We start from the raw sequence: 984 nt of genomic DNA on the forward strand, positions 1-984 counted from the left end.
AGGTTGTGCATTCAACGACTCCATCGCTTCATCATAAGAGAAACGTGGGATCATCATGTTTTGTTGCGGGATGCGCTTTGCGCCAATAATTCTGCCATCTCTCGCCGATGCAAGTAGAGGCAGATTTTTGTGGGTAGACGTATGAAGAAGCTGATTAACCAGCGAAGTAATGAATGCTGTCTTACCCGCACGAGAAAGCCCCGTGACCGCTACTCGAATGTGAGAATCCGTTCCTCTGCTTATAAAGTCACTCATTTCTTGAGTTAGGTGTTTCATTTGAACGACTCCGTGATAATTAGGCCAGTCGGTTATGATAATAGATAGGCTAGCCTATGTTCTTTCCCTATTAGGGTTGTTTGTATGCTTTTGCTTTTTCTTTTACTAATAGTGGTGAGTATGCAATACCCATTCTTAATGCTAGATGAATAAAAGCCCCTGACTACATTCATAATCAGGGGCTTTAGAATTTGTCTGCGGTATCTGACTCTTAATCGTCTTCAATCAACTTGTAGATAACAAACAGTGCAATCTCTGCGATTAGCCAAAGTGCACAAGTAATCGTCACGTATTTATTATCAAAGATACTGATCCCTTTCAAGATCAGGTCGTAACCAACAAAAGCACCAATCACCACTGCCAAGATAATCTGTAGGATCTGAATAAAACGAGGCATTCCTCTCTCCTATGTTCTTATATCAAACTATGTGTTTATCACTATATCATTGATAATAAGACAAAAGTGCAAATAATGCTGCACTTTTGTCTTCAACTTTCTGTCAAGATTTGCAATTCAAACGCTGAAGTTAGCGACAATTACAATTTTTTGGCGTCGGTTAATTATGCTTTTTCAGCTTCAGCAATTTTCACTTTCCACGTGTCAGGGCCGATCTGGTGCGCGTTCACGCCATTAGAGTCAACCGCAACCGTTACCGGCATATCTTCAACTTCAAACTCGTAGATCGCTTCCATACCGAGATCTTCAAA

Annotated in this window: 3 protein-coding genes; all 3 read right to left on the reverse strand. The window is 40.9% G+C overall.

Translation table 11 applies throughout. From position 1 onward, the window contains the following. A partial coding sequence (locus tag AB4496_RS27495) for a YcjX family protein (protein WP_372133140.1) occupies positions 1-276 on the reverse strand: 276 nt, incomplete at its 3' end. A gap of 211 nt (positions 277-487) precedes the next feature. After that, positions 488-673: a hypothetical protein gene (locus AB4496_RS27500; RefSeq protein ID WP_004734731.1), complete on the reverse strand. Its 186-nt coding sequence runs from the start codon at positions 671-673 to the stop codon at positions 488-490. Between the two features lie 164 nt (positions 674-837). Further along, positions 838-984, reverse strand: a 147-nt coding sequence (locus tag AB4496_RS27505; RefSeq protein WP_372133143.1) for a fumarate hydratase C-terminal domain-containing protein, incomplete at its 5' end; no start/stop codon positions are given.

The sequence above is a fragment of the Vibrio sp. 10N.222.46.A1 genome (assembly GCF_041473595.1).
Classification (GTDB): Bacteria; Pseudomonadota; Gammaproteobacteria; order Enterobacterales; family Vibrionaceae; genus Vibrio; species Vibrio tasmaniensis_A.